Source organism: Acidipropionibacterium jensenii DSM 20535 (assembly GCF_000425285.1).
GTDB lineage: Bacteria > Actinomycetota > Actinomycetes > Propionibacteriales > Propionibacteriaceae > Acidipropionibacterium > Acidipropionibacterium jensenii.
Genome location: NZ_AUDD01000004.1, coordinates 58246 through 83066, shown reverse-complemented (window position 1 = coordinate 83066; position 24821 = coordinate 58246). Strand labels below are relative to the sequence as shown.

The following is a 24821-nucleotide window of genomic DNA, read 5'->3' as shown; positions in this document are numbered from 1 at the left end:
CAGCGGCCACGCAACCGCCAGTGGCACGATGTGGGCCATGGAGAGCACCGATCGACAGATCCTGGCCCTGTTGGAGTCCAACGGGCGGATGTCGTGGACCGATCTGGGGCGGGAGACCGGTCTGTCCACCTCGGCCGCTCAGCAACGTGTCCGGCGGCTGGAGGCCAAGGGGATCATCACCGGCTACCACGCCGACATCGATCCGGTCTCGATCGACGCCGGGGTGACCGCCTTCATCCTGATCCGCCCGGTCGACCCGGCCCGTGACGAGCAGATCCCCGCGGCCCTGTGTCAGATGCCCGCGGTGCGCGACTGCCACTCGGTGGCCGGCTCGGCCTCCTACCTCATCCGGGTCCAGGTGGCCTCCCCCCACCACCTCGACCAGCTGCTCAACAGGATCCGCAAGGAGTGTCGCTGCTCCACGGAGACCACCGTGGTGCTGGACACCGTCTTCGAGGCCCGCCCGCTGCTGGCCGGGCAGGCCGACCCGCAGTCCGACGACGCCGAGGGGTCGGATCCGGCGGCGAACCGGCAGTGACCGCGAAACCCCGCACCGCCACGCCCTCGGAGGCTGCCTCCCGGTCGACCCCGGCGCGACCTTCCCGCGCTCGATCCTCCTGGGTCGGCTTCTCATGGACCCGCTCCTCCTGGGTCCGGTCGCTACGGTCGCGATCCTCACGGATCCGTGCGGCCCTCCTCCGGACGTCGTGGCGTCGTGGCCTGTGTGCGCTCCTGGCCGGGGCGGCGACCGGTGCGGGCCAGGCCCCCCTCGGCTGGTGGCCGCTGGTGGTTCCCGGCGTGGCGGCACTGACCCTGCTGGTGGCCGGACGACGCCCTCGCGCCGCCCTGGGGCTGGGATACCTGTACGGTCTGGGCCTGTTCACCACCACGATCGCCTGGGTGCACGTGGTCGCCTGGCCCGCCGCCCCGGTGCTCATCGCCTTCATGGCCTGCTGGTCGGCACTCACCGGCTGGGGGATCCGGATGGTGCAGGACCTGCGGCTGGCACCGCTGTGGGCGGCCTGCGTGTGGTCGGCCGCAGAGATCGGTGCCGCCCACCTGCCGCTCGGCGGGTTCGGCTGGGTCCGGCTCGCCTGGACCGCGGTCGACACGCCCGTCGCCGGCACCCTGCGATGGATCGGTGCGACCGGCGTCAGCCTGCTCATCGCACTGGCCGGCCAGCTCCTCGCCGCCGCCCTGGCACCGGGACGCAGCCGCAGGGGTTCTGCAGGGCGGCGTCCCCGGCTGGTCGCCGCCCTCACCCTGGTGGGGTTGATGGCGGTGGCCTCGGCGGCGGGGGAGTGGACCGTCCACTGGGCCGATCGTCAGGTCGACGCTCTGCCCCGGGGGCCGCGGGTGATGGTCATCCAGGGCGGGGTCGACGGCACCGCCGGCTCCTACGCGATGGGCTACGCCCGGTCGGTCACCGACAACCACCTGTCCCAGACGATCGCCGCCCTGGCCTCCCAGCGGGCCGCCGGCCAGCCAGCGCCCGACATGATTCTGTGGCCCGAGAACAGCACCGACGTCGACCCGGTCAAGGACTACCAGACCCACGCCCTGGTGACCACCGCGGTCACCCTGGCGCAGCGGCCGATCCTGGTCGGGGCGGTCACCGAGGGCCCCGGGCCCGACGAGCGCCAGACCACCGCGATGTGGTGGCCGGTCGGTGCCGAGGGGCCGACCGACGTCTACCACAAGCGCAACCTGGTCCCCTTCGGCGAGTGGGTGCCGTGGCGCTCCACCCTGGTCCGGCTGATACCGGTCCTCGAACATGTCGGACGCCAGTCGGTGGCCGGCACCACCCCGGGGGTCATCGATGCCCGGATCAACGGGCGCACGATCCGGATCGGCGACGTCATCTGCTTCGAACTGGCCTACGACGCCACCGTCCATGACACCGTGCGCAACGGCGCCCAGGTCGTGATGGTCCAGTCCAACAACGCCACCTACACCCACACCGGCCAGCCCTACCAGCAGTGGCAGATCACCCGGGCCCGCGCCATCGAGACCGGCCGACAGATCGTGGTGTCCACCACCTCCTCCCTGTCGGGCCTCATCGAGCCCGGGGGACAGGTCAGCGACCGCACGGCCGAGGCCAGCCACGACTGGCGCAGCTACCAGCTGGCACTCGGCTCGGGGGTCTCGGCCGGGGTGCGACTGTCCCCGGTGATTGGCTGGGGCAGCGTCGCGGTGGCGGCCATCTCGGTACTGGTCGGGGTGGGCCGGCGCGTCGAGCCGGGCCGGGGACGGTCGACCCGCCGTCGTGGCGGAGCGTTAGGCTGAGACTCCGTCCGGCCCGTGAGGTCGGGCATCGTCGGGCGGGCCGCTCAGGCCCGGTCGTTGTGGATGGGCCGGACCTGGCCCGGGAGAGGATCGGAACGTCAATGCCCACCAGCGAGGACGAGGTGACCAACTCGCGGGTCATCGTCATCATTCCCACCTACAACGAGGCCGAGAACATCGAGACGATCACCGGTCGGGTGAGGCGGGCGAACCCCGACGTCGAGGTGCTCGTCGCCGATGACAACTCACCGGACGGCACCGGCCAGATCGCCGATCGCCTGGCCGAGACCGACGATCACATCCACGTCCTGCACCGGCGCGGCAAGGAGGGTCTGGGGGCGGCCTACCTGGCCGGCTTCCGATGGGGGCTGGACGCCGGCTTCGACGTCCTGGTCGAGATGGACGCCGACGGGTCCCACCAGCCCGAGGAGCTGCCTGCCCTGCTGGCCGCCCTGGACCACGCCGATATGGTCAAGGGGTCCCGCTACGTGCCCGGCGGCCGGGTGGTCAACTGGCCGAAGTACCGCGAGCTGATCTCCCGGGGCGGCGGCGTGTGGACCCGGCTGATGCTCGGCATCAAGGTCAAGGACCCGACCGGAGGGTTCAACGCCTTCCGCGCCCACACCCTGCGCACCATCGGAATGGACGACGTCGCCTCGGCCGGCTACTGCTTCCAGCTCGACCTCACCTGGCGGGTGCTCAAGAGCGGGATGACGGTGGCCGAGGTGCCCATCGACTTCGTCGAGCGCGAGTACGGCAACTCCAAGATGAGCCGGGCGATCGTGGTGGAGGCGCTGATCCGCACCACCCTGTGGGGGGTGGACTACCGGACCCGACAGCTCTCCGGAGCTCTGGCCGGGGTGCGCCGACGGCTGACCGGCAGGTCCGGCGAGCACTGACGGCCCGGCGCCGACAGGCGGCCCCGAGAAGCACTGCACCGGCATGCACTGCACCGCCATGCACTGGGCCGTCATGCGTCTTGCACTGCACCACATGGCGGGAGGGCGCCGTCCGTGATGGACGACGCCCTCCCGTGACTCGGTCCGGGACCCGATAACGGGCCGCCGGACTCACTCCTTGCGGATCTCCTCGAGCCTCTCCTTGAGCAGTTCCTCCAACTCGGGGATGGAACGGCGCTCGGTCAGCATGTCCCAGTGGGTGCGCTGGGGCTTCTCCTTCTTCTTCTCGGCTTTCGTCCCGTCGCTTCGGTGTGACTCGGCGCCACATCGCGGGCACTCCCAGACTCCGGGGAGTTCAGCCTCGACCGAGAAGGTGATCTCGAAGTGATGGCCGTTGGGGCAGTCGAAACCGATCTCCTGCCTCTCGGCCATCTCGACGCCTTCCTCGTCCTCGAAACTCTTGGACCCCAGACCCATGCCACGCAGTGCACGATCTGCCATGACTCCTCCTTCCGGACCTCCCGGATCGGTCAGTCTTCGCGACATCCATCATGACAGGCCCGGGCAACCCGTGGCGAGCACTTCGGACGGGCAGGGCCGTCGATGTCCCGGAGGACCCCCATCCCGGGGTCTCAGCCGACCAGTCCCCGTTCGGTCATCACATCGGCCAGATCCTCGATGGCGTCGGTGACGATGCCATCGACACCCATGTCGATGAGCCGGTTCATCTCGGCGCGGTCGTTGATGGTCCAGACGTGGACCGCCCGCCCCCTGGCATGGGCCGCGCGCAGGAAGGCCGGGGTCACCAGCGGTACCTGGAGACCGGCGATCCGGGTGCGGACCGGCATCTGGAAGGCCACTCCGGCCGGCGGGAGCACCAGGCTCACCACCCGGCCGATCGCCGACCAGGCCACCCCGACCGGCCCGACGGCGGTGGCCACCTCGCGACCCATCAGTCGTCGGAAGCGGATCAACCGGTCGGAGCCGAAGGAGCCCACGCACACCCTCCTGGTGGCGTTGTGGCGCCGCAGCACCCCCACCAGCGGCTCGGTCGCCCCCGACTCCTTGATGTCGATGTTGACGAAGGTGTCGGGAAAGGCGTCGAGGACCTCGTCGAGGGTGGGAATCGGCTCGCCCCCGACGGTGGCGCGGCGGACCTGGGACAGCGGCAGCTCGCTGATCAGGCCGGTGGCCTCGGTCACCCGGTCCAGCCGGGAGTCGTGGAAGGCGACGAGCTGCCCGTCACGGGTGGCATGGACGTCGGTCTCGATGTGGGTGTAGCCCAGAGAGACCGCATTCCCGAAGGCCCGCAGGGTGTTCTCGTGGCCGATGTTGTCGGCCAGCAGGGACCCTCCCCGGTGCGCCAGGGCGGTGAATCGCTCCGCGAAGTAGGGATAGTCGCTGGCTCGCACTCCCATATTGTGACTCCCGTGAGCACCGTTCTGTCCATTCAGTCCCATGTGACCGTCGGATCGGTCGGCAACTCGGTGGCGGTCTTCGCCCTCCAGCGTCTGGGCGTGGAGACCTGGGGGCTGCCCACCGTGGTGCTGTCCAATGACAACGCCCGCCCGCACGTCGCCGGGCCGTCGCTGGGCGCCGACCAACTGCGCGCGATCGTCGACGCGATGGAGGCCAACGGGGTGCTCGGTCAGGTCGACGCGCTGCTCAGCGGATATCTCACCGCCGAGACCGCCGAGGTGATCTGGGAGACCGCCGACCGTCTCAGGGAGCTCAACCCGAAGGTGCTGTTCTGCTGCGACCCGGTGATGGGGGACAGCGGCACCGGCTTCTACGTGCCGCCCGAGGTGCGCGATTTCCTGGGCCGACGGGCTCCGGGCCGCGCCGACATCCTCACCCCGAACCTCTTCGAGCTGGAGGCCCTCACCGGGATGCGGCCCTCCTCGGTCCAGCAGGTGGTGGCGGCCGCCCGCACCCTGGTGGCGGCCGGCACCGCGACGGTGCTGGTGACCTCGGTGGCCGCCGCCGACCTGCCGGCCGACCAGGTGCACATGGTCGCGGTCACCGCCGAGAGCGCGGTCCTGGTCTCCACACCGGTCCTGGACGCCCACTTCGACGGGTCCGGGGATCTCACCGCGGCGGTCCTGCTGGCTCATCTGCTGGCGGGGGAGGAGCTGGCCGCCGCGCTGGGCGCCACCGCCGGGTCGGTGCACGCGGTGCTGGCCGAGACGGTGCGGCTGGGACGACAGGAGCTGGCCCTGGTCCAGGCCCAGGACCAGCTCGTCAGCGCCGAGCCGGCGCCGACTCAGTCGTTGAACACCTTGATGTCGGCTCCCAGTGCCCCCAGCCGGGCGGGCAGGTCCTCGTAGCCGCGGTTGATCATGTAGACGTCGCGCAGCTCGGTCTCCCCCTGGGCGGCCAGTGCGGCCAGCAGCAGACACACCGCCGGGCGCAGGGCCGGCGGGCAGATCAGCTCGCGTCCCCGCCAGCGGGTCGGCCCGACCACGATGAGTCGGTGCGGGTCGAGCAGCTGGACGTTCGCACCGAGCTTGCCGAGATCGACCAGGTGGATGGCCCGGTTCTCGTAGCACCAGTCGTGGATGAGGGTCTGCCCCTCGGCCTCGGCGGCGATCACCGCGAAGAAGGGCAGGTTGTCGATGTTGAGTCCGGGGAAGGGCATCGGGGCGATCTTGTCGGCGACGGCCTTCAGATGGCTCGGGCGCACCGTGATGTCGACCAGCCGGGTGTACCCGTTGTTGGACGGGTACTCCTCGCTGAGGGTGAAGTCCAGACCCATCTCGTGGAGGATGGCCAGCTCGATCTCGAGGAACTCGATGGGGCAGCGGGTGATCGACAGCTCGGACTTGGTGACCACCGCGGCGGTGATGAGGCTCATCGCCTCGATCGGGTCCTCGGAGGGGAAGTACTCGACGTCGCAGTTGATGTCGGCCACCCCGCGGATCCTCAGGGTGGTGGAGCCGATCCCCTCGATCTGGACGCCGAGCTTGGTGAGGAAGATGCACAGATCCTGGACCATGTAGTTCGGGCTGGCGTTGCGCAGCACGGTGAGGCTCGGCATCTGCGCGGCGGCCAGCAGCGCATTCTCGGTGACCGTGTCGCCGCGCTCGGTGAGGACGATGTGGCGCTCCTTGAGGGTGCGGTCGTGCACACGGGCCTGGTAGGCCCCCTCGGTGGCCACGACGTCCAGCCCGAAGGCGCGCAGCACCTGGAGGTGGGGTTCCACGGTGCGGGCGCCCAGGTTGCAGCCGCCGGCGTAGGGCAGCTTGAACTCGTCGTAGAAGTGCATCAGCGGGCCCAGGAACATCAGCACGCTGCGGGTGCGCCGGGCGGCCTCGACGTTCATGGCGTCCAGATCGAGCTCGGCGGGCCGGACCAGGGTGAGGTCCTTGCCGTCCTCGGACCAGTCGGCCTTCACACCGATGCTGGCCAGCACCTCGAGGATCCGGTTGACCTCCTCGATGTGGGCCAGGCCGCGCAGCACGGTGTGCCCGCGGTTGATGAGGCTGGCGCACAGCAGGGCGACCGCGGCGTTCTTGGAGGAGCGCACCTCGATACTGCCCGACAGGGTCTTGCCGCCCTGGATCCGGTAGTTCATCGAGGTCCCGGACTTCGGGGTGGAGATCAGCGGCGACTCCAGGGCCTCGGCGATCCGGTTGATGTAGTCGAGGGACAGGTTCTGGTGTCCCGCCTCGACCCGGTGGATGGCGCTCTGGGAGGTCTTGAGGAGATCCGCGAGCTGGGTCTGCGTCAGGCCGCGCTGCTTGCGGGCGTCACGGATGAGCCGTCCCACGGAGGCTGGGCTGAGGGTGTCCACGAGTAGTCCTTTCGCGATGCGATTGCCGGGAATATATCATATTCGAGATCGACAGTCCCCGGTCTCGGTGAGTGTGGCGCTCGGGGGGGAGAGCGCCGTTCGACGACGGCTGAAGTCACCGCGCCGCGTTCGGACTGCCGACTTCGGAGCGGCCCGTTAGAGTGGCGCCATGACCTCACACTTCGACGTCGTTGTCCTTGGTGCCGGCCCCGGCGGCTATGTGGCAGCGATTCGCGCAGCACAGCTCGGCAAGAAGACCGCCATCATCGAGAAGGAGTACTGGGGCGGGGTGTGTCTCAACGTCGGCTGCATCCCGACCAAGTCCCTGCTGCGCAACGCCGAACTGGCCAACATCGTCACCCGCGAGGCCGACACCTTCGGGATCTCCGGTGAGGTCTCGGTGGACTACAAGAAGGCCTTCTCCCGCTCACGGGCGGTCTCCAAGCGGATGGTCAACGGCATCCACTTCCTCATGAAGAAGAACAAGATCACCGAGTTCAACGGGTGGGGGGAGTTCACCGGCCCCAGGACGGTGGTCGTCAAGGATGACGGCGGTGCGGTGAGCGAGGAGATCACCTTCGACAACTGCATCATCGCCGCCGGCTCTGTTGTCAAGACGCTGCGCGGCACCGAACTGTCCGAGCGGGTGGTCACCTACAAGGAGCAGATCCTCTCCGAGTCCGTCCCGCAGTCGATCGTGATCGCCGGCTCCGGGGCGATCGGCACCGAGTTCGCCTACGTGCTGGCCGCCTACGGCACCAAGGTCACCATCGTCGAGTTCCTCGACCGGATCGTCCCCAATGAGGACAAGGAGATCAGCGCCGAGCTCGCCAAGGCCTACAAGAAGCTCGGGGTGAGTGTTCTCACCTCCACCAAGGTCGACGCCATCGACGACTCGGGGGAGAAGGTCAAGGTCACCGTCTCGCCGGCTGCCGGGGGCCAGGCCCAGGTGCTGGAGACCGATCGGGTGCTCCAGGCCGTCGGCTTCGCCCCGCGCACCGAGGGATTCGGGCTCGAGAAGACCGGGGTCGCGCTCACCGACCGCGGCGCCATCGCCATCGACGAGTACATGCGCACCAACGTGCCGGGCATCTACGCGATCGGGGACTGCACCGCCAAGCTGATGCTCGCCCACACCGCGGAGGCCCAGGGTGTGGTGGCCGCCGAGACCATCGCGGGGGCCGAGACGATGCCGATCAACTACGACATGATCCCGCGCGCCACCTACTGCCAGCCCCAAATCGGGTCCTTCGGCTACACCGAGGCCCAGGCCAAGGAAAAGGGCTACGACGTCACGGTGAGCAAGTTCCCGTTCGCCGCCAACGGCAAGGCCTGGGGCCTGGGAGATGCCACCGGTTTCGTCAAGATCGTCGCCGACTCCCGGCACGGCGAGCTGCTGGGTGCCAGCCTGATCGGCCCCGACGTCTCCGAGCTGCTCCCGGAGCTGACCCTGGCGCAGCTGTGGGACATCACCGCCGAGGAGATCGGCCGCAACATCCACGCGCACCCGTCCCTGTCGGAGGCCCTCAAGGACGCCGCGGAAGGTATCGGCGGCCACATGATCAACTTCTGATGGTCGACTACTCCACCAGCAGGCCACTGCGCCCCGGACAGGGGCAGGTGGCGATGCTGAGGATCATCACGGCCACAGTGGCGATCGCCCTGGTGGTGATCGCCGGGGCTTCGTGGTTCGTTCTTGACAGACAATTCACAGGAAACCCGGTCCTGGGATGTGGTGCGGCCATCGCGGCGCCGGTCGTCTCTCTGGCTCTGTCGCGGGTGGTGGGGCTCATCAGCCCGCCGGTCAGGACCCCGGCCGACCTGGCAACGGCCTACGGAGCTCAGTTCTTCATGACGATGGCGGCCACTGAGGCGCCAGGAATCCTGCTGTTCGCGCTGGGATTCATCATGGAACTGTCGGCGGCCCAGGTCAGCCTCGGAATGGTGCTCACCGCCGCGGTGGTCTGGATTAGCCTGCGTCCGACCCGTCGCAGGGCAGAGGAGTTCGTCCGTCGCAAGCTGCCCGACGGGTCCGACGCGCAGGCCTTCCTCGATCAGTTCTGAGCCCGGACCAGTTGTCCGATAAGCGACATTATGTCATTTCGCCGGGATTCGGCCATCCTCCGGGCCGGCTCGCGACGTCTCGGCATGCGGGCAGCACCGGGCCGGTATTCCAGTCGTAACGTGGCGGGCGTAGGTTCTCGACCCATCATGCGTGGTCCGCGCTGCGTGGTGACACGCAACGGTGCCGGTCTGGGAGCCGTCCCGCGACAAGGGACGGTTACCCGCCAGTCGGGCCGCAGACTCGAACAGTGGAACCGGAGAAGGAAGTCCCGTGAGTATCCTGCGAGTGAAATCGGTGGAACAGTCGATCCGCGACACCGAGGATCCAGAGCACAAGCTCAACAAGAATCTGACCTGGGTCGAACTGACGACCTTCGGAATCGGCGTCGTCATCGGCGCCGGAATCTTCACCATGACCGGCCGTGTCGCCCACTCGATGACGGGCCCGTCGATCATCATCAGCTTCCTGGTGGCCGCGGTGGCCTGCGGGTTGGCTGCCATGTGTTACGCCGAGTTCGCCTCCACCGTCCCGGTGGCCGGATCGGCCTACACCTTCTCCTACGCCTCGATGGGCGAGATCTTCGCCTGGATCATCGGCTGGGACCTCTTCCTGGAACTCTTCCTGGCCTCCTCCGTGGTGGCCCAGGGTTGGAGCGCGTACTGCACCGTGCTGCTCGGAGAGCTGGGCATCCACCTGCCACCCGAGATCGTCTCCGGAGGCCGCGTCGACCTGTTGGCGATGGGCATCATCGTCGTTCTGGGACTGCTGCTGCTCGGCGGCATCAAGGAGTCGATGCGCGTCAACACCGCTCTGGTGGCCCTCAAGCTGTTCGTCGTGCTGTTCGTGATCTTCGCCGGCATCGGCTACGTCCGGGCAGCGAACTTCCACCCCTTCATCCCGGCCAAGGCGCCGACCGAGAGCTCGGCCGCCGGACTCACCCAGCCGCTGCTGCAGTGGTTCACCGGTTCCCAGCCCACCGCCTTCGGCGCCTCGGGAATCGTCGCCGGAGCCGCCCTGGTGTTCTTCGCCTACATCGGCTTCGACGTGGTGGCCACCACCGCCGAGGAGGCCAAGAACCCCAAGCGCGACATCCCGTTGGGCATCCTCGGGTCCCTGGTGATCTGCACCATTCTCTACATCGCCATCTCCCTGGTGCTCATCGGAATGGTACCCTACACCCAGCTGGATCCCAGCGCCTCCCTGGCCAAGGCCTTCACGATGGTCGGAAAGCCGTGGATGGCCGTCATCATCTCCGCCGGTGCGGTGGCCGGCCTCACCACGGTCGTGCTCACCATGATGGTCGGCGCCACCCGCGTCATCTTCGCGATGTCGCGCGACCACCTGCTGCCCCCGGCGCTGTCCAAGATCTCCCACAGGACCCGGGTCCCCTACGTCATCACCATCGTCGTGATGGTGGCCGACGGCCTGGCCGCGGCCCTGGTGCCCCCGGGCATCCTCGACGAGATGGTCAACATCGGCACTCTGCTGGCCTTCGTGATGGTCTCCATCGGCATCATCGTGCTGCGCAGGAAGCGTCCCGACCTGCCGCGCGCCTTCCGGGTGCCGCTGGTTCCGTTGATCCCGATCCTCTCGGCGCTGATCTGCTTCTACCTGATGCTCAATCTCTCGGTGGAGACCTGGATGCGGTTCCTCATCTGGATGGCCCTCGGACTGGTCATCTACTTCGTGTACTCGAAGAAGCACTCCCGGCTCAACGGCGGGGAGGAGCTGACCCAGGACATCGACACGCAGATGGCCGGGGTCGTCGAGGACAGCACGAAGGACTGATCGACTGCCCGTCCCGAGCATGGTTGTGGCCCCGTCCGTCGGACGGGGCCACAACCATGCTCGGGCCGGTTCGCCCGGGTCGCACTCTGTCGGATCCAGCTCCCCTGCCCATCCCACTCCCCTGCCGAACTCGCCCGACACCGCCTCGGAGGGGCGGCCCCACCACCTTCGAGGCGCTCAGGACGGCGCGGCATCCAGCCCCGGGGCGGATTCCAGGAAGGGAGCAGGGATCACTTCAGACTGTAGAGGTAGGCGAGGATGTAGCTGCGGGTCAGCGAGTCGTCGATCGAGGTGAGGGACGCCGCCTGCCTGATCGCGGCGTCGCGCTGGGCACTGCCCTGCAGTGCCGAGTAGAGCAGCAGCAGGTCCCCGTAGGTCTGGCGGTACCCGCGCGAGCCGAGAGCCTCGGCGAGGTTGACCCGGACCCGTGCCGGATCGGACCCCAGATAGCCCGAGGAGGGGTTCATCGGGATGAGCAGGATGGCCAGGGCCGCGGCCGGCTCGGGTGAGAACCAGGTCGCGTAGTCGCGCTTGCCACCCCAGACCAGCGGGGTGATGCTGTGGTTGAACCCCTTGTAGACCGGATCCTTGGTGTCGAAGTTCGTCCAGTAGGCCAGCGAGGAGGCGCTCTCCAGGGCCTGCATCCAGGTCGCCTCCCCCGCCAGCTGGCTGTCCCCCGCCGCGCGCGCCCAGACACCCAGCCCCACCCAGGCGTTGACGGCCTCGCTGGCCGACTCCTGGTTGTTCCCGTCGGCGAAGGGAGAGGTCCCCGACGCCCAGGAGTGCGACACGTAGGGATCGAAGTTCCGACGCTGTGGGAAGGCGCCGGTGTCGGAGGGAGAGGCGATGTCGGCGGCGAGCAGGGTCATCACCGGACGCAGCTTCTCCACCAGGGACGGGTCGTCGGCGGCCATCACCCCGGCCGCGTACAGGAGGTATCCGTAGTGGAAGTGGTGGTCGTTGAACTGCTCGGAGCCGAAGGAGTGGGTGAGCCCGACAATGCCCTTGTTCGTGCGGTCGTAGTAGAAGCACAGGCTCGTCCTGCCACCGCATCCAGCGGGGTTCGCCCACTGGTTCAACTGGGCGACGATCCGGGTGCGCAGGGCGGTCGCCGAGGAGGTCGCGCCGATCTGCTTGGCGATCGTGTAGAGCTGGGCATCCCGGTAGAGCGCCTTGCCGCCGAAGTAGGTGTCGGCCGGGTAGGGCTTGAAGGCCTGGACGTCGGCATCGACCTGCTTGCGCAGGGTCGCACGACGGGTGTCGTCCAGCCCGGACAGGTCCAACTGGGCGGTCGCCGGTCGGGTCGGGGTCGTCCAACTCATCGCGGTCCCCCGGCACAGCTTCAGGGTTCCCAGGATGCTGCGGTAGCGGCCCAGGTCACAGCTCTGACCGGCGACCAGGCCCGCCTGCTGGTGCGGCAGGGCCACGATCCCGGTCGGTGAGCCGTTCTGGGTGGTGTAGGACAGACGAGTGGTCGCGGTGCTGCCCGACAGCGTGTACGACGACGCGGTGGCCTTCAGCGGGCTGGCGGCGAGGGCTGCCATGGTGGCGGCGTCCCCGCCCTCCGGCATGACGTAGAAGGTGGCGTGACCGCGGTCGGGCACCGTCACGGTGCCTCCCGACACCGAGACCCCCTCCGAACCGGTCAGGCCGTATCGGTCCTCACCGGCCTGGACCGCCCACGGTGAGCCCGACCCGGCGAAGGGCAGGTTCGTGGTGATCTGGCGCTGCCCGGCCGCCGTGAAGGTGATGAAGGGGGATCCCTGGGCGATCGTCACCGTGCCGATCGGCGATCCGCCCTTCCGGCCGGTGAACGTCACCGACATCTCGTCATAGCGGGTCACCTGCCAGGAGTCGGCGCCGGCACCGACCTGGATCGACGGGCGGTAGCCGCCCATGATCGTCTTGTCCGAGCTGGTGATCACCGGCAGTCCGAAGGAGAATCCCGCCCCGGACAGCCCGAAGGACATCGGCAGCGGGAAGACCGGTTGGGCGGTGCCGCCGAAGACCAGGCCGGAGAACCACTTGTTGGTCGGCGGTGTGAGCCCGCTCGCCAGCCGGGCGGGCTTCAGATCTGCCCCCGCCTGGCTGCCGATGCTGCTCACCAGCGGCTTGATCTTGGCCGCGCTCAGGGCGGTGACGCCGTTGGCCGAGCTGGCCGAGGCTCCCGAACCGCTGGAGGAGGGAGACGGTGAGGGGGTGGAGCCGCTGCAGGCGGACAGGGCCATTGCGAATGCCAGAGCCGGTGTGGCGACGCGCATCAGATGTCGTGATGATCTCGTCATCGCAGTCCGATCTTGGTGAGGAAGGTCATCAGGGCGTCGGTCGGACCGGCCAGGATGCCGTCATCGCGAAGACTCACGATCGCGGTCACCGGGCTGCCGAGCCGGGCCATCGCCTGGTACTTGGGGTTGACCAGATCGGGGCACGAGATCGAGATCTTGGTGCTGGTGCGCGACCCGGCGCTGGTGGTCACCTCGATGTCGGTGGTGGTGCCCACCAGCATGGTGTTGTCGGGCAGCATCACCTTGACCGGCGCGCCGACCTCGACGCGCTGGTACTGGGTGGGGTCGAGCTCGAAGACCCCGACGACGCTGCGGTCACCGTCTCCGACCACAGATGCGATCTGGCCACCGGCCGCCAGGTAGCTGCCGACGTGGGCGGTCAGTCCGGAGATGTATCCGTCGATGGCCGCCTTGTAGGTGATGGTGGAGGCCTTGATGTCGACATCGAAGGCGATATTGCTGGTGGGACGGGCGCCCAGGGCGACGGCCTGCTGGAGATCCTGGCTGGCGGTCACCAGGAGGACCTCTCCCTTGTTCACCCGCTTGCCGTTGCTGACCTTCAGCGAGGTGACGACGCCGCTGTAGGCCACTCCGACTGTGGCGACCGGGGCCTGTACCTCCGCCTGACGACTGTCGACCTGCGACTGCCGCTGATTGAACAGCAGGATGAGGGAGCAGCTGATGGCGATCACCACGATGAGACCGATGATGAGTTTGACTCGGTTGATGGCGGTCATGGGGTCTCTCCTCTTCTCGGCAGGCGTGAGGACCTGGGTGCCCGTTTCCCGCGGGCCATGGGTTGCGCGACAGCCGGGGTGTCCGGCCACTCGATGGACGACGGGTCTCCGGTACTGGCGACGGTTCCGATGGAGTCGCGGGCGTCCTCGATCTGCGAGCGGTCGAGGACCGGGACGAGGGTGACGCCGCGACGCGGCGCCGGTTGATCGACGCGGGCGATCGGCGGCGGCCGGCGCCACCGATCGCCCGGCCCGGATCGACTCCTGGACGCCGATCCACAGGAAGGCGATCAGGGCGATGCAGTTGACGGTCAGCCAGACGGTGGCGATGTTGAGGAAGCCCAGCCGGACATCCCGCCAGATCGAGGTCGCCAGGGCGAGGACCACCGCGACGAAGATCAGTACCTGGGGAATCATGTAGTTGAATGCTGCGCCCCGCCTCCTCCGCGTCGCGCCGGTCACCGACCAGGCCTGATCGATACCCACCAGGGCGTTGAAGAGGGCCTTGGCGTAGATCGGGAAGGAGCACACCGACAGCACCATCACCTCCCACCGGAATCGACCCAGCACCACCGAGGCGAGCACGATCTGCATGATGTAGAACCCGCCGTAGAAGAGCAGCCACTGCCACCAGGTGACGGAGAGATTCATCGGGTGCAGGTCGAAGAAGATCTCCAGCAGGGGCACCGTCATCAACAGACCGGGGGTGATACCGAGCAGGTAGAAGGTCGCTGTGACGAAGTACATCAGCCGCTGGCTGGAGGTGAGCCGGTGGCGGGGACTGAACAGGTTGTGGGTGAACAGAATCTCGAAGCCCCCGGTGGCCCAGCGGAGCTGCTGCTTGCTGTAGGCCTCGATGGTCTCGGGGGCATCCCCGATCGCGACGGTGATGGGCGTGTACACCGATCGCCACCCGCTCTCGTGGAGCATCAGCGAGGTCCAGACGTCCTCGGACTTCGACCCGGTGTACATGCCCCCGATCTCCAGGACGGCGGATCGCCTGAACATGACATTGGTACCGACGCAGAATGCCGCGTTGAACTGATTGCGGCCGGTCTGGATGTAGCGGTAGAACATCGTCTGCATGTATCCGGCCCCACGCGACAGGATGTTGTGCATGTTCCCGTAGGTCTGAGGGGTCTGGACGAAGGCCACCCGGTCGTCGACCATGAACGGCAGGGTCTCCTCGATGAGGTTCGGCCGGGGGACGAAGTCGGCGTCGAGGATGATGAAGAACTCGCTCTTGGCCACCGTCAGCGCGTTGTTGACGTTTCCGGCCTTCGCACCGGTGTGGGTGAGCCGACGGATGTAGTGGCACCCCCGTCTGCTGGCGAGGTCGCGCACCTCGTCGGAGTCGCCGTCATCGAGAATGTAGGTGGAGTGGAGACCGCGCACCTCCAGGGCGGCCTGCACCGTGCGCTCGATCACCGGAACGGGCTCCCCGTAGACGGTGATGAGGATGTCGACGTCGGCCTGCCTGCCGGAGAACATGATCGGCCACTGGGAGGGATCCTCGGGCTCGGCGCAGGTCGTCTCGATGATGACGGGGTCGAACATGTGCTGGCGGGCGAAATGATAGGAGAAGGGGCGCGCCCCGCGCATGCCTGAGATGATGATCCACATCGCCATCAGCGCGTGGAAGATGAGGACCGTCTCGGCGATGATCACGATGGAGTACGGCAGCACGTCTCCCCTGTTGGAGGGATTCAGCAGAAATCCCGCATAGGCCAGGATCCCGCCCGTCGCGACCAGCGTCACCAGCTGCATCACCGGGGAGTACATGTCGTGATTTCTCTCGCGGTCCGACGCGAGAGCGTCCGCTGTGTCCTCCCCCAACCTCATGTCGAACTCGGTTTTCATCGCATTCCCCTCATCGGCTCTGGGTCAGACTGGAGTTGCTGAGGACTTGGCGGGGACGGTCGCGCCGCGAGACGCCGCCAATCCGCGTCGTCGCTCGATGTTGACAACGTTAAGCGCGAGCCGTTACGTACCAGTTACGGTTGGCTTCCAGGATGTTAACACCGGACCCGTCCGGTGGTGGCGACCGCCCCCTCACCAGTCGGTGGGCGGTCTCCGGTCGGCCTTGGTGCGCGACCGACGTCTCTTGTCCTCCAGTCGACGTCGCCTGGATCCGCGGGTGGGCCTCGAGCGTCTTCGGGACCGCACCGGGCGGGCGGCCGCACTCAGCATCTCCGCCATGCGCTGCCGGGCGGCCCGTCGGTTGGCCAGCTGCTCGCGGTACTGGGAGGCCGCCACGGTGAGGACGCCGGCCACCAACCGCTTCGACAGACCGGTGAGAATCCTCTGCCGCAACGCCTCGGGAATGTCGGGGCAGCCGGCAACATCCAGGCTCAGCTCCACTCGCGACGATGAGGTGTTGACTCCCTGGCCACCGGGACCCGAGCTGTGCGAGAACCGCTCGGAGAGATGGGACTCCCCCACGCCGAACCCCCCTCGGGGGTCCTGCGCCACCGTGACCCACAGCCCGTCCATACCCGCCAATGTACGGGGTTCATGGTTCCGTCACAGATCCGTCTGGTGGAATATCACTCGTGGACCTGCTGTTTCGGAACCTGTGGCCCGAACGCGTGCTGCACACTGAGGAGGCATCATGAGCGACGAGGACGAGCTGTTCAGCTGGAGCCCCGACGTCGATCCCAGCGCACTGGATGTGTCGACTCTCATCATGACCCTGGGGGCGTTCATCGACGCCGGTCACGCCCAGCACCTGCTGCGCCAGAGCCTGCTGTCGGAGCTGGCTCATCGACCCCTGGGGCAGTTCTCCCTCGACGAGATCCTCGACCATCGCGACTCCCGGCCGCCCATCATCTTCGATGAGAACCACTTCGAGGGGTACGAGACCCCGACGATCACCCTGCACGAGGTGACCGATGAGCTGGAACAGCACTTCCTACTGCTGGACGGTCCGGAACCGGCACTGCGCTGGGAGGGGATGGCCAGAGCCATCGAGCGGATCATCAGGCAGACAGACGTGCGGCTGAGCATCGTCACCCAGTCGATCCCGATGGCCGCCCCGCACACCCGTCCGGTCCAGGTGACCAGGTGGGCGAGCCGGCCCGAGCTCATCCTCGGGGAGGAGTCCCCCTTCGGGAAGATCCAGATGCCGGCCTCCTTCCCCGCGATGCTGTCCCAGCGGCTGGCCGAGCACGACCACGACGTGCTGGGGCTGGCGGCCCACGTGCCGCACTACCTGTCGGATCTCGACTATCCCGATGCGGCACGCGGTCTGCTCGACGCGATCCGCAAGACCACCGGCCTCGCCCTGCCCAGCCACGCCCTGGCGATGGCGGCCGGAGTGGTTCGCGCCCAGATCTCCAACCAGGTGGACAACTCCGAGGAGCTCTCGGCGATGGTCCACAACCTGGAGGAGCAGTACGACAGCCAGAACGGGCAGCGCGAGATCGAGTCGAAGCACGTCGTGCTGCCCAGTGCCGACGACATCGGTGCTGAGGCGGAGGCCTTCCTGCGCGCGATGGACACCGACTCCGACAGCCCTTCCGAGACAGAGGACGCCGAGAGCACAGGGGACGCCGAGAGCACAGGGGACGCCGAGAGCACAGGGGACGTCGGCACCGCCGGGACCACCGGGGGCACCGCCCAGCGGGGCGAGGTAGGGACACCCGAGGACCGTCACGACGACGAGCCCTCCACCGGCGCCGGCCCCTCGGCCGAGGCGTCCGGCCAGGACGAGGGCCCCGACGACGAGGGCCCCTACCGTCCCCGCCACGGCGACGACTCCTGGCACAGCTGAGCCCCTCGGATCCGCACCGCCGCGGTCCGGCCGACACGTCCTGAACCTGCCGGCCGGACCGGACGCGGCGGACTAGGCTCGGCCCCATGGATCTCGGCATTGACCTTGGGACCACCCACACAGTGGTCGCGTCCGTGGACCGTGGCAACTACCCCGTGATGTCCTTTCAGGACGAGGACGGGGACTCCCACGACCACATCCCCAGCCTCACGGCCTTGGTGGACGGTCAGATGGTGCACGGTTTCGCTGCGGCCGCCGCCATGGTTGCGGGCCGCCCCGGCATCCGATCGGTCAAGCGCGCTCTGGCCAACCCGGCGGTGACCTTCGCCACCCCGGTGCACATCGGCGACACCGCCGTGCCGATCGGCGAGCTGCTCACCTCCTACCTGCGCCATGTCATCGATCAGATCCACCTCAACGGGGCGGACGGGGAGCTGCGGGTGGTGGTCGGGGTCCCGGCCCATGCCCACACCGGTCAGCGGTTCGTCACCATCGAGGCGTTCAAGGCGGCCGGGTTCACCGTGCTGGGCATGGTCAACGAACCCTCCGCCGCCGGACTCGAGTACTCGCTGCGCCAGTCGCGGACCCTCAACTCCCGGCGGACCCGGGTGATCATCTACGACCTGGGCGGGGGCACCTTCGACGCCTCCCTGGTCGACATGTCGGGCACCAGCGGCGAGGTGATCGACTCCGTGGGCCTCAACGACCTGGGAGGCGACGATTTCGATCGTGTCCTGGCCGATCTGGTGACCCCTCGGATCACCGCCGAGGTGCCCCCTCGAGACAGCCTGCTGGAGGCCTGCCGACTCGCGAAGGAGGGGATCCGCTCTCAGTCGCGCAATGCCCTGGTCGACCTTCCCGACGAGACGGTCCGGATTCCGGTCGCCGAGTTCGAACAGGCCTGCCATCCACTGGTGGACCGCAGCCTGTCGGTGATGGAACCGCTCAGCAAGCTCCTGCAGTCCGATCCCGCCAAGTCCGACGTCGCCGGGATCGACATGGTTGGCGGGTCCACCTCGCTTCCTCTGGTGCCCCGGCTGGTCCGCGAGCTGTTCGGCCGACGGGTCCACCGCTCCCCCAATCCCACCGCCTCCACCGCCATCGGGCTGGCGATCGCCGCCGATCCGACCTCCCCGCACAGCATCCGCGACCGGCTGTCGCGCGGATTCGGCGTCTTCCGGGAGACGAACTGGGGCCAGGAACTGGCCTTCGACGTGCTGGCCGACCAGAACCTGCGGCTCGACTCCCCCACCACCATCACCCGCCGCTACCAGTCCCGTCACAACATCGGGGTCTACCGGTTCGTCGAGTTCTCCCGGACCGACGCCGACGGCACCCCCCGCGGGGACCTGAGTCCCTTCGCCGAGATCGTCGTGCCGTTGGACGAGGGTCTGCAGAGATCCGGGGCCCCGATCGACAAGGCGCAGGTCCACCCGGTGGACCAGGGTCACTGGGTGGAGGAGACCTACACCATCGATTCCTCCGGGATGGTCGGGGCGGCGATCACCGACCTGGACACCGGCTGGAGCGTCTCCACCACGATGGGACGCGACCGCCCGGTCATCCTGCCGCCCAGCGCCCGGCGGGTCCCGGTTCCGCCAGCCGGCTGACAGCGCCGCCGAGGGCGGGCACAGTGGTGTCATGAGTACACCAGTGACATTGACCTTCCTCGGTGCCGCGGGAACAGTCACCGGGTCAAAATTCCTTCTCAGCAGCGCCGGCCAGCACCTGCTGGTCGACGCCGGCATGTTCCAGGGCCTGAAGACCCTGCGACTGCGCAACCGGGCGCCCTTCATGATGGACCCGGCACGGATCGGCGAGGTGCTGGTGACCCACGCCCACGCCGATCACACCGGGTATCTGCCCGCCCTGGTCAAGCTCGGGTTCCGCGGGCCGATCCGCGCCACCCGCCCCACCCTGGAACTGGCCGAGATCGTGCTCCGCGACTCCGCCTACCTCCAGGAGCTGGCCACCACCGACGCCATCAGGGGCCGGTACTCCCGCCACACCAGTCCGACCCCGCTCTACGACTCCTCCGATGTCGAACGCACCCTGCCGCTGTTCAGACCAGTCCCGCTGGGCCAGGACGTCCAGGTCGGACGCGACGCGGTGGCCCGCTGGACGCGGGCCGGCCACATCCTCGGATCGGCCAGCATCAATGTGGCCACCGACGACTCCTCCGTGTTGTTCTCCGGGGACCTGGGTCGGCCCACCCATCCGATCCTGCGACCGCGTCAGACTCCCCCACCGGCGCGCACCGTGGTGATGGAGTCCACCTACGGCGGCCGACTCCACCCCGAGCCGGCCGGCCCCGGTCACGAGGAGATGGCCGAGGCGGTGCGGCGCGCGGTGGCTGCCGGCGGCCAGGTCGTCATTCCCGCCTTTGCGGTGGACCGCACCGAGGGAGTGCTCCACGTGCTGGCCGACATGATGGCCGACGGGCGCATTCCGCAGGTCCCGGTGGTGGTCGACTCGCCGATGGCGCTGCGGGTCCTGGACGTCTACCGGGCCGAGCCCGGCGAACTGCTCCCCGGCGCCGGGATGGAGTGGCTCGACCAGATCCCCGATCTGCGGGAGACGCGCAGCGCCGCCGAGTCCAAGACCCTCAGCGGTCGTCGCGAACCGATGATCATCGTCTCCAGCTCGGGGATGTGCGAGGGCGGCCGGGTCCTGCACCACCTGGCTCGGCTGCTCCCCGACCCGCGCAACGCGGTGGTCCTCACCGGCTACCAGGCGGTCGGGACCCGCGGCAGCGACCTGTCCGAGGGGGCCCGCCGGATCAAACTGTTCGGCCGCTACGTCAAGGTCGGAGCCCGGGTGGTCAGCGACGACGAGTTCTCGGTGCACGCCGACGCCGACGACCTGATCGGCTGGCTGCGCGACCTGGGTCGCGAACCTGAGACGATCTATCTGGTCCACGGCGAGAAGGAGTCCGCCCTGGCGCTGCAGGACCGGATCCACCAGGAACTCGGGTGGACCGCGGTGGTGCCCCGTGCCGACGAGGTGGTCAGGGTGGACTGACTCCCGGTCAGAACCGGAAGTCGACCTGCCGTCCCAGGGTGCCGACCAGCAGCTGACGGTACTGGGGAGAGGTCACCTTCTGGTGGGAGGCCCTCACCTCCGCCACCCGGTCGGCGGCGCCGATCTCGGCGGCGGCGGTCCCGTTGCGCGGATCGTCGATGAACTCCTGGAGATGAGCCAGCGCGGCCTCGGACCGTCTGATGTCCTCGGCCTGCTTGGCATCCAGCCGGGCGGCGTACCAGTCGGAGGCCAGCACGGACTCGCGGGTGAACATCTGGCGCAGCTCTGCCGATCCCAGGGTCAGCCCCTTCGAGGACCTGCCCTCGGCCATGATCTCCAGCAGGGCACGGATCGGCGGCACCGCCATCGCCACCGTCTGGTCGTCGAAGTACGCCCTGGCCACCCTGGCATGGGTGGCGGCGATGGTGCGCACCGAGTCTGCGAAGACATGCTCGTCCTGGAGTTCGGGACGCAGCATCTCGGGGGTGAAGATCGTGTCGGGATGCAGGAAGATCCGGCCGAAGTACATCGTCATGAACTTCTCGGTCATCCGGTAGCCCAGCCGCGAGGCGAGGATCGTCTCCCCCTGGTACTGGTAGTCCTCCAGCTTCTCCAGGTAGCCGCCGGCGATGAGCGTCCGGGCGTCCCTCTCGGTGGGCGACATCCGGGAGAACAGCTCGGGAATGAGCAGAGAGATGTCGTGGGCCACCTGAACCTTCGGGCCGATGCAGCCGGCCGAGGAGAGCCAGCCGTCGTATCCCGACAGCACGAAGGACAGGAATGACGCATTGAGGTCGAAGACCGCCGGCATCGCGTTGAAGGGCCCCTTGGTGAGGGCTCCCTCGGATCCCGCCCCGGTGGTGGAGGGGCTCTTGCCCGTCATCGAGGAGATGAACTCCATGAACAGCTCGGGCAGTTCCATGTAGTGCAGCGGGTTGTAGGAGCACAGCGCCGGGACGCGCTCCTCGGGCGGGTTGTTGCGCCGTCCCGCGGCCACCACGTCGACCGGCAGGAGAAGGGTTTCGTCGACCGGCCGGCGGTGGTACAGGTGGGAGGCGAGATCGGCGATCCGGGTCTGGCGGGGGTGCGAGATGTCGGGGCGGACCTGCAGGTAGCGCGGGTTCTTCGAGGCCACCCCGTCGATCAGCCGGGGGTTGGCACTGGAGACCACGTACTTGGGGCCGGCAGCGGGATCGGAGTCGGCGAACTCCGAGAGGAACCGGCGCATCGGCGTGGAGAACTGGCTGAAGGCCACCACATCGTCGCGCATCTCGCGGACGTCCTCGCGGGTCAGCGGCTGGTAGTTCGAGATGAACAGTCCGGTGCCGGACATGTCCCGCTCGGTCTGGCGGTCGTAGCCGCGGTGGATCGCATCGTCGGGGCGCTGGAAGAGCAGGGCCTCGCAGTTGGCGACCACCTTGCTCGACAGGTCTTCGGGGCCCACCGTCAGCCCCGCCGGCACCACGGCCGAGGCCGTCATGTCGTCCTCGGTCTGCACCTTGACGTCGGGTGCGTAGTCGTGTCGCAGGGTGAACAGCCGCCATGCCCCGCTCTCGTCGAAACCGACCCTCAGCATGTCGACGCGAATCTTCTCGCCGTCCAGGCGCACCATCGTGCCGTGTCTCCCATTGGTCGGTGAGACCGAGAAGTGGGACGCCCAGTTCGCCCCCCACTCCGGCTTGTAGTAGCGCTTGATGGTGAACACCAGCTCCTTGCGGAACTGCGGTATCGAGGACACCCAGGCGTTGTAGTCGTCGGTGAAGTCACGGGAGACGGTGAGCAGCTTGATGACCGAGCCCACCGACCTCTCGCGGGACAGGATGAGACGGTGGTCGGTCCCGGCCAGGGCGGGGTCGGCGAATCTCATCGAGTAGTCGCGGTGCAGGATCTGGTCGACCGCGGCCATGTCGGCGTCGAAGTCGGGGGTGTAGGCGCTGCCCGGGATGAAGGCGTCGGAGATCGCCTTGGAGATCTCCGACTTGCCGCCGCCGGAGACGGTGCACTGCTTGTGCAGGGTGGTGGAGGCACCGTCGACCAGGATCAGCGCCCACTGGTTGTCGATCTCCGAGTGCTCGATCCGGATCCGGGTCCCGGTGGTGGACAGGTACTCGTGGCCCACCCGCAACCGCAGCTCCTGCTCGACGCCCTCCCCGTCGGTCCACGCGACGGTCCCCTTGAGAAGGGAGAACCGGGCCTGCCCGGGCACGATGACCACGGCATCCAGCTCATTGTCGCTGGCGTATCCCTCGGGGTGGCGGGTGAACCGGTTCGGATTGGCGGCCACCACCTCCTCGACGCTGGGATCACCGGGCTGGGACTCGGTGGTGTACTCCGCGCCCTCGTTGTAGGCGGTGTAGGCCCGGGCTCCTCCGGAGTGCTCCTCCTCGCTGATCCCGAAGAGGTTGGCGGAGTAGCCGATCTGGGTCTTGACCTCCTTCTTGCAGTAGCCGTAGTAGTTGTCGGCGATGATCGTCACGATCACCCCGGACTCGTCGCGGGCACACAGCTTGAAGGCCTTGCCCTCGTTGTAGCACTCCTCCTCGCTCGACCAGCACATCCCGTCGCGACGCTGGCGCTCGGTGGCCTGGTCGACGTGCGGCAGCCCGAGCTCCTTCTTGGTGAGCAGGCTCAGGTGCGGGGCGAGGATCACGCATCCGGTGTGGCCGGTCCAGGAGGTCGGGGCGAGGGCGGCGTCGTTGGCGGGCAGCAGCGGGTCCCCGGCGTTTCCGAAGATTCCCTCCACGAAGTCGAGGTTCGAGACCAGGCCGCCGGGGGTGAAGAACCTGGTCTCCATCCGACGCTCGGAGACCAGGCCGGGCACCTGTGGCACGACGATGGGTCGCATCAGCAGGGAGACATAGGTGTGCGCCTGGTGCTCCGGGTCCTGAGTGGCGCTGTAGGGCAGCAGGGTGTCGGCATCAGGGGCCTGGAAGGCGCGCTCCAGCATCAGGGCGAAGACTCTGGCGGGGACCGCCTTCTTGTCGTCGGGGACGGCCAGTCCCCCCTCGGCGATGTGGAACACCCCAGCTGTGGTGCGCCGGTCATGGCGCGGGTTGTGCAGCACGCCGTTGGCCACCCGGTAGCTCGACAGCAGCCCGGAGGAGAACTCGTCGGCGTCGACGGGCAGCGAGAAGGTGCGTGCCAGCCCGGCCTCGTCGAGCACCAGGGTGGTCTCGGGCAGCCGGGGGGAGACGTCGTCGACCCCCGCGGTCGCCAGGTAGCGGTTGATGAAGCCCTGGATCCGACGGTCGGCCGGGCACAGCGCGTCGGGCAGTTCTCGTCGCAGCTCGCGCTGTCGCGCCAGTACCGGCGCGACGGCCTCGATGTCGGTCGACGCGCCGCCGCTGGGAAGCGGCAGACCGTTGATCGCAAGTCTCAGATTTGCAGCATTGAGCATCCTTGCTTCAGCCATGGCCCCATTCTGTAACAGCTCGCCGCCGAACGGAACACCCATTCGAAATCCACCGGAGAACAGCACTGCGCACCCGTGTGGCAGTGTTGTCCGGGTGGGGTACACCGTTCTGGCCGCCGGGACCGACCTCTGCCACCAGATCGAGGTGCGCAGGTCGGTCTTCCTCACCAGGCTGGTGCGGGTCGACGACGAGGACCGGGCCCGTCGGGTCATCGCCGAGCAGCGCCGGGCCCACCATGACGCCCGCCACCACGTCAGCGCCTTCCTGATCGGGCCGGGCCGCGATGTGCAACGGTCCAGCGACGACGGGGAACCAGCCGGCACCGCCGGCATCCCCACCCTCCAGGCACTGATGCAGTACCGCGACGGCCGGCTGTCAGACGTCGTCGCCGTCACCACCCGCTGGTTCGGGGGGATCAAGCTGGGCGCCTCGGGACTGCTGCGCACCTACTCCGAGGCGGTCGGCCGGGCCCTGGACGAGGCCGCACTGACCCGCAGGGTCCGTCAGCAAAGGTTCACCACCACCCTTGCCATGGCCGATGCCGGCCGCGAGGAGGCCGTGCTGCGCGCGGCCGGGATTCCGGTACTCGACCTGAGTTATCACGCCACGGGGGTCGATCTCACCGTCGGCCGCACCGCCGAGGAGGCAGCGGATCCTCGCCGGGGAGCAGCTGATCTGGGGGCGACGATGTCAGGCCTGCTGGGGCGCCCGGTCCGGTTGAGCCCCGCTGGATCATCCTGGCTGGACCTGTGAGCGGCTCCG

General features: G+C 68.3%; 18 protein-coding genes. 11 read left to right on the top strand and 7 right to left on the bottom strand.

The genetic code is table 11. From position 1 onward, the window contains the following. The first annotated feature begins 37 nt into the window (after window positions 1-37). From H590_RS14670 to H590_RS0103440, 3 genes are all read left to right on the top strand, one after another. Window positions 38-538 carry an Lrp/AsnC family transcriptional regulator gene (locus tag H590_RS14670; RefSeq protein ID WP_084149245.1) on the top strand — a complete coding sequence of 167 codons (501 nt, stop codon included), beginning with the start codon at window positions 38-40 and terminating at the stop codon, window positions 536-538. Window positions 539-681: 143 nt separating this feature from the next. Continuing rightward, complete coding sequence (lnt, locus tag H590_RS14665; RefSeq protein WP_126412850.1) at window positions 682-2286, top strand: apolipoprotein N-acyltransferase; 1605 nt, start codon at window positions 682-684, stop codon at window positions 2284-2286. A gap of 101 nt (window positions 2287-2387) precedes the next feature. Then, window positions 2388-3185: a polyprenol monophosphomannose synthase gene (locus H590_RS0103440; RefSeq protein ID WP_028702462.1), complete on the top strand. Its 798-nt coding sequence runs from the start codon at window positions 2388-2390 to the stop codon at window positions 3183-3185. Window positions 3186-3356: 171 nt separating this feature from the next. Here the strand turns inward: H590_RS0103440 and H590_RS0103435 are convergent, their stop codons facing one another. Beyond that, entirely contained in the window at window positions 3357-3686 is a 330-nt protein-coding gene (locus tag H590_RS0103435; protein ID WP_028702461.1) for an RNA polymerase-binding protein RbpA, read from the bottom strand. A gap of 131 nt (window positions 3687-3817) precedes the next feature. Then, window positions 3818-4597, bottom strand: coding sequence for a glycerophosphodiester phosphodiesterase family protein (locus H590_RS14660; RefSeq protein WP_071161693.1), 780 nt, complete (start codon window positions 4595-4597; stop codon window positions 3818-3820). Window positions 4598-4615: 18 nt separating this feature from the next. Here H590_RS14660 and pdxY point away from each other — a divergent pair, with 18 nt between their 5' ends. Beyond that, a complete protein-coding gene (gene pdxY / locus H590_RS0103425; protein WP_051238131.1) occupies window positions 4616-5512 on the top strand; it encodes a pyridoxal kinase in 897 nt (298 codons plus the stop codon). Here pdxY and H590_RS0103420 read toward each other — a convergent pair. Continuing rightward, window positions 5449-6978: a helix-turn-helix domain-containing protein gene (locus H590_RS0103420; protein ID WP_036980882.1), complete on the bottom strand. Its 1530-nt coding sequence runs from the start codon at window positions 6976-6978 to the stop codon at window positions 5449-5451. The genes pdxY and H590_RS0103420 overlap by 64 nt on opposite strands. A gap of 169 nt (window positions 6979-7147) precedes the next feature. Between H590_RS0103420 and lpdA the strand changes: the two genes are divergently transcribed. From lpdA to H590_RS0103405, 3 genes are all read left to right on the top strand, one after another. Then, entirely contained in the window at window positions 7148-8551 is a 1404-nt protein-coding gene (lpdA, locus tag H590_RS0103415) for a dihydrolipoyl dehydrogenase (protein WP_028702458.1), read from the top strand. Continuing rightward, the gene (locus H590_RS0103410) at window positions 8551-9042 is read left to right on the top strand and encodes a hypothetical protein (protein ID WP_028702457.1); all 492 of its coding nucleotides are present in this window, start codon (window positions 8551-8553) and stop codon (window positions 9040-9042) included. The genes lpdA and H590_RS0103410 overlap by 1 nt, the downstream gene beginning before the upstream one ends. Before the next feature lie 271 nt (window positions 9043-9313). Continuing rightward, window positions 9314-10831, top strand: a complete 1518-nt coding sequence (locus H590_RS0103405; protein WP_028702456.1) for an amino acid permease — start codon at window positions 9314-9316, stop codon at window positions 10829-10831. A gap of 230 nt (window positions 10832-11061) precedes the next feature. On the opposite strand, the gene H590_RS14655 is transcribed toward H590_RS0103405, so the two are convergent. From H590_RS14655 to arfB, 3 genes are all read right to left on the bottom strand, one after another. Beyond that, on the bottom strand, window positions 11062-13116 hold the full coding sequence (locus H590_RS14655) for a glycosyl hydrolase (protein ID WP_084149242.1): 2055 nt from the start codon (window positions 13114-13116) through the stop codon (window positions 11062-11064). Next, a complete protein-coding gene (locus tag H590_RS17135; RefSeq protein WP_051238129.1) occupies window positions 13113-15713 on the bottom strand; it encodes a glycosyltransferase family 2 protein in 2601 nt (866 codons plus the stop codon). Before H590_RS17135 ends, H590_RS14655 begins: the two co-directional genes overlap by 4 nt. 192 nt (window positions 15714-15905) lie before the next feature. Further along, on the bottom strand, window positions 15906-16346 hold the full coding sequence (gene arfB, locus H590_RS0103390; protein ID WP_051238128.1) for an alternative ribosome rescue aminoacyl-tRNA hydrolase ArfB: 441 nt from the start codon (window positions 16344-16346) through the stop codon (window positions 15906-15908). A 118-nt stretch (window positions 16347-16464) separates the two neighbouring features. Between arfB and H590_RS0103385 the strand changes: the two genes are divergently transcribed. From H590_RS0103385 to H590_RS0103375, 3 genes are all read left to right on the top strand, one after another. Continuing rightward, on the top strand, window positions 16465-17625 hold the full coding sequence (locus H590_RS0103385; RefSeq protein WP_028702454.1) for a PAC2 family protein: 1161 nt from the start codon (window positions 16465-16467) through the stop codon (window positions 17623-17625). A gap of 86 nt (window positions 17626-17711) precedes the next feature. Further along, window positions 17712-19235 carry an Hsp70 family protein gene (locus H590_RS14645; protein WP_051238127.1) on the top strand — a complete coding sequence of 508 codons (1524 nt, stop codon included), beginning with the start codon at window positions 17712-17714 and terminating at the stop codon, window positions 19233-19235. Window positions 19236-19266: 31 nt separating this feature from the next. Beyond that, window positions 19267-20646 (top strand): MBL fold metallo-hydrolase RNA specificity domain-containing protein, encoded by a 1380-nt coding sequence (locus H590_RS0103375; protein ID WP_028702453.1) that lies wholly within the window; start codon window positions 19267-19269, stop codon window positions 20644-20646. 7 nt (window positions 20647-20653) lie between these two features. Here H590_RS0103375 and H590_RS0103370 read toward each other — a convergent pair whose 3' ends face one another. Further along, on the bottom strand, window positions 20654-24058 hold the full coding sequence (locus tag H590_RS0103370) for a PPi-type phosphoenolpyruvate carboxykinase family protein (protein ID WP_028702452.1): 3405 nt from the start codon (window positions 24056-24058) through the stop codon (window positions 20654-20656). 94 nt (window positions 24059-24152) lie between these two features. Between H590_RS0103370 and H590_RS0103365 the strand changes: the two genes are divergently transcribed. After that, a complete protein-coding gene (locus H590_RS0103365) occupies window positions 24153-24812 on the top strand; it encodes an IMPACT family protein (protein WP_051238126.1) in 660 nt (219 codons plus the stop codon). The last annotated feature ends 9 nt before the right edge of the window (window positions 24813-24821 follow it).